4 protein-coding genes are annotated in these 3,339 nt (G+C 65.4%); all 4 read right to left on the bottom strand.

What is annotated here, in order from left to right; genetic code table 11:
- Nucleotides 1-158: 158 nt before the first annotated feature.
- Complete coding sequence (gene fabI, locus ACIPIA_RS12860) at nucleotides 159-992, bottom strand: enoyl-ACP reductase FabI (RefSeq protein WP_400510118.1); 834 nt, start codon at nucleotides 990-992, stop codon at nucleotides 159-161.
- Between the two features lie 142 nt (nucleotides 993-1,134).
- A complete protein-coding gene (locus ACIPIA_RS12855) occupies nucleotides 1,135-1,404 on the bottom strand; it encodes a DUF3303 domain-containing protein (protein ID WP_400510116.1) in 270 nt (89 codons plus the stop codon).
- Between the two features lie 7 nt (nucleotides 1,405-1,411).
- Nucleotides 1,412-2,638 (bottom strand): beta-ketoacyl-ACP synthase I, encoded by a 1,227-nt coding sequence (gene fabB, locus ACIPIA_RS12850; RefSeq protein WP_400510115.1) that lies wholly within the window; start codon nucleotides 2,636-2,638, stop codon nucleotides 1,412-1,414.
- A 115-nt stretch (nucleotides 2,639-2,753) separates the two neighbouring features.
- A complete protein-coding gene (fabA, locus tag ACIPIA_RS12845) occupies nucleotides 2,754-3,266 on the bottom strand; it encodes a 3-hydroxyacyl-[acyl-carrier-protein] dehydratase FabA (RefSeq protein WP_055729831.1) in 513 nt (170 codons plus the stop codon).
- Nucleotides 3,267-3,339 lie beyond the last annotated feature (73 nt).

Below are 3,339 nucleotides of genomic sequence, written 5' to 3'. Positions count from 1 at the left end.
TTCAGCGCCGCCTCATGCGAGCGGAAGGTCTCCGACAGCGCATCACCGACCTTGTAGGCCCAGCCACCGTCGTGCTCGACGATCTCGTACCTGACCAAGGTCATCGCTTGTCCTCCTTCCGATCGAGGGAGAACGATGAGCCCGCCCGGGAGTTCCGTCTACTCCCCGTTACCGCTGTCGGCGGCGCGCAGGCTGTCGAGCGCCGGCATCGAGGTGATGTGATAGCCGGCATCGATGTGATGGACATCACCCGTGACACCGCCGGAGAGGTCCGAAAGATAGTACAAAGCCGAGCCGCCGATCTCGTCGAGCGAGACCGATTTGCGTAGCGGCGAGTTGGCCCGTTGCCAGGACAGCATGGCGCGCGCGTCGGAGATGCCGGCCCCCGCGAGAGTCCGGACCGGCCCCGGAGAAAGCGCGTTCACGCGGATGCCGCGCGGGCCGTAATCCCCCGCGAGATAGCGCACGCTCGCCTCGAGCGCCGCCTTCGCCACGCCCATGACGTTGTAGTTCGGCATGATCCGTGTGGAGCCGCCATAGGTCAGCGTGATCATGCTGCCGCCCCTGGGCATGCGATCAGCCGCCCGCCTGGCGATTTCCGTGAAGGAGAAGCAGGAAATCACCATCGTCCGCGAGAAATTCTCGCGGGACGTGTCGGCATAAAGGCCCTTGAGCTCGTTCTTGTCCGAAAACCCGATCGCATGCACGACGAAATCGAGCGTATTGCGCTCGGGATCCCCGCCCCAGGCCTCGTCGAGCGCCGCGAAAGCCGCATCGACCGAGGCGATGTCCTCGACATCGCAGGGGATGACCAGGTTCGAGCCGAGGCTCTCCGCCAGCGGCCGAACGCGCTTGCCGAGCGCATCGCCCTGATAGGTGAAAGCGACCTCGGCACCATGGGCGTGCAGCGTGCGGGCGATGCCCCAGGCGATCGAATTCTGGTTGGCGACACCCATGATGAGGCCGCGCTTGTTATGCATCAGCGGGAGCATGGCACACTCTGAAAGAAAGGTTCAGGAACTGGTCTAGAGGCGGGAAGAGATGAGAACGCCCGGCAACTCTGGCTCGCCGAGCCTGAACGGCACCTTAGCATTGCGCGCTCGTTGCACGGCGGGTCGCCGCGCCCCGGCCGCGCTAGGATTTCAACACTGCGGCAGCCGCGGCCTTCGACGTCGCGACCGGCACGATCTCGAAACGGGCGAGGTCGCTCCACTGCAGGACCCATTCCTGCAGGAGGGCGATATCATCGCATTCCATGATCTGGAAACAGCGACCGAGATCGGCCGCGACCCAGCTCTCGACATAGCGCAGCCCCTCTGGAGCCATGCGCCCGCGTTCCTGGAAGCGAGCGTAGACATCCTTCACGCGGGCCTGATCGAAATGCTCGATCACCATGAAGAGCATGGCGGCCTCAGGCCTCCAGGCGCTTCATCACGATGGTGGCGTTGGTGCCGCCGAAGCCGAACGAATTCGAAAGCACGCAGCCGAGGCCGGCATTGTCGATGCGCTTGCGCACGATCGGCATGTCGGCGAAGGCCGGATCCAGCTCCTCGATATGGGCGCTCTCGCAGATGAAGTCGTTGTTGAGCATGAGCAGCGAATAGATCGCCTCCTGCACGCCGGTGGCGCCGAGCGAATGACCGGTCAGGGACTTGGTCGCGGAGATCGGCGGCGCCTTGTCGCCGGCACCGAAGACCTCGCGGATCGCCTCGATCTCCTTGCCGTCGCCGACCGGGGTCGAGGTGCCGTGCGGGTTGATGTAGTCGACCTTCGCGTTCACGCCCTGCAGCGCCATGCGCATGCAGCGCACCGCGCCCTCGCCCGACGGAGCAACCATGTCGTAGCCGTCCGAGGTCGCGCCGTAGCCGACGATCTCGCCATAGATCCTGGCGCCGCGCGCCTTGGCGTGCTCGAGTTCCTCCAGCACGAGGACACCGGCGCCGCCGGCGATGACGAAGCCGTCGCGCGCGACGTCATAGGCGCGCGAGGCCACCGCCGGGCGGTCGTTGAAGTCCGAGGACATGGCGCCCATTGCGTCGAACAGCACAGACAGGGTCCAGTCCAGCTCCTCGCAACCGCCGGCGAAGATGACGTCCTGCTTGCCCCACTGGATCAGCTCATAGGCGTTGCCGATGCAATGGTTCGACGTCGCGCAGGCCGAGGAGATCGAATAATTGACGCCCTTGATCTTGAACCAGGTCGCGAGCGTGGCCGAAGCCGTCGAGGACATGCCCTTGGGCACGGCGAAGGGACCGACCTTCTTGGACGAGCCGCTCTCGCGGGCCTTGTCATAGGCGTCGATCAGGGCGCGGGTCGAGGGACCGCCGGAGCCCATGATGATGCCGGTGCGCTCGTTGCTGATCTCGGCCGGCTCCAGGCCCGCATCGACGATCGCCTGTTCCATGGCGACCTGATTCCAGGCCGAGCCGCCGCCGTGGAAGCGCATGGCGCGCCGGTCGAGCACGCTCGCGGGATCCAGCGTCGGGACGCCGGCGACCTGGCTGCGGAAGCCGTGCTCGGCGAATTCGGCGACATGGGAAATGCCCGATTTCGCCGAATGCAGCGAGGCCAGGACCTCCTGCGTGTTGTTGCCGATGGACGAGACGATGCCCATCCCGGTGACGACGACGCGTCTCATGCTCGGTTCACTCCAGCTATCAGCGGCGGCGGGGCGAGCCTCACCGCTTGCGGATTCCTATCGCGCGCAAATGGACCGAGCAGCCGCAGCGTGCAAGGTCGTGGCGCGCTTTTCCTCAGGCAGCTTCCGGCTTGAACAAGCCGACGCGCATGTCGCTGACCGTATAGATACGCTTACCGTCGGCTTCGAGCCAGCCATCAGCGATGCCCAGCACGAGCTTGGACTTGAAGACGCGCTTGAAATCGACGCCGTAGACGACCTTCTTGACCGTCGGCAGCACCTGGTCCGCGAACTTGACCTCGCCGACGCCGAGCGCCCTGCCGCGGCCAGGCAGGCCGAGCCAGCCAAGGAAAAAGCCGGTGAGCTGCCAGAGCGCGTCCAGGCCAAGGCAGCCCGGCATCACCGGATCGCCCTTGAAGTGGCAATCGAAGAACCAGAGGTCCGGCTTGATGTCGAACTCGGCGCGCACGAGCCCCTTGCCGTGTTCCCCGCCTTCTTCGGCAATCTCGGTGATGCGGTCGAACATCAGCATGGGCGGCAGCGGCAGCTGCGCATTGCCCGGCCCGAACAGTTCCCCGCGACCACAAGCGAGGATCTCCTCGTAGCTGAAAGACGACTGACGCTGCATACCCGTTCCGCTCCTTTGCGCCGGCCGGATTCGGCCCACGTATTCTCGGACGTGCCTAACACGCCGGGAACCG

Source organism: Allobosea sp. CER48 (assembly GCF_044752385.1).
GTDB lineage: Bacteria > Pseudomonadota > Alphaproteobacteria > Rhizobiales > Beijerinckiaceae > Allobosea.
This window is presented reverse-complemented; position numbering and strand designations above follow the sequence as displayed.

Coding starts and splice junctions, on each gene's coding strand:
- fabA (WP_055729831.1), bottom strand. CDS start 3,266: ATGCAGCGTCAGTCGTCTTTCAGCTACGAGGAGATCCTCGCTTGTGGT.
- ACIPIA_RS12855 (WP_400510116.1), bottom strand. CDS start 1,404: ATGCTCTTCATGGTGATCGAGCATTTCGATCAGGCCCGCGTGAAGGAT.
- fabI (WP_400510118.1), bottom strand. CDS start 992: ATGCTCCCGCTGATGCATAACAAGCGCGGCCTCATCATGGGTGTCGCC.
- fabB (WP_400510115.1), bottom strand. CDS start 2,638: ATGAGACGCGTCGTCGTCACCGGGATGGGCATCGTCTCGTCCATCGGC.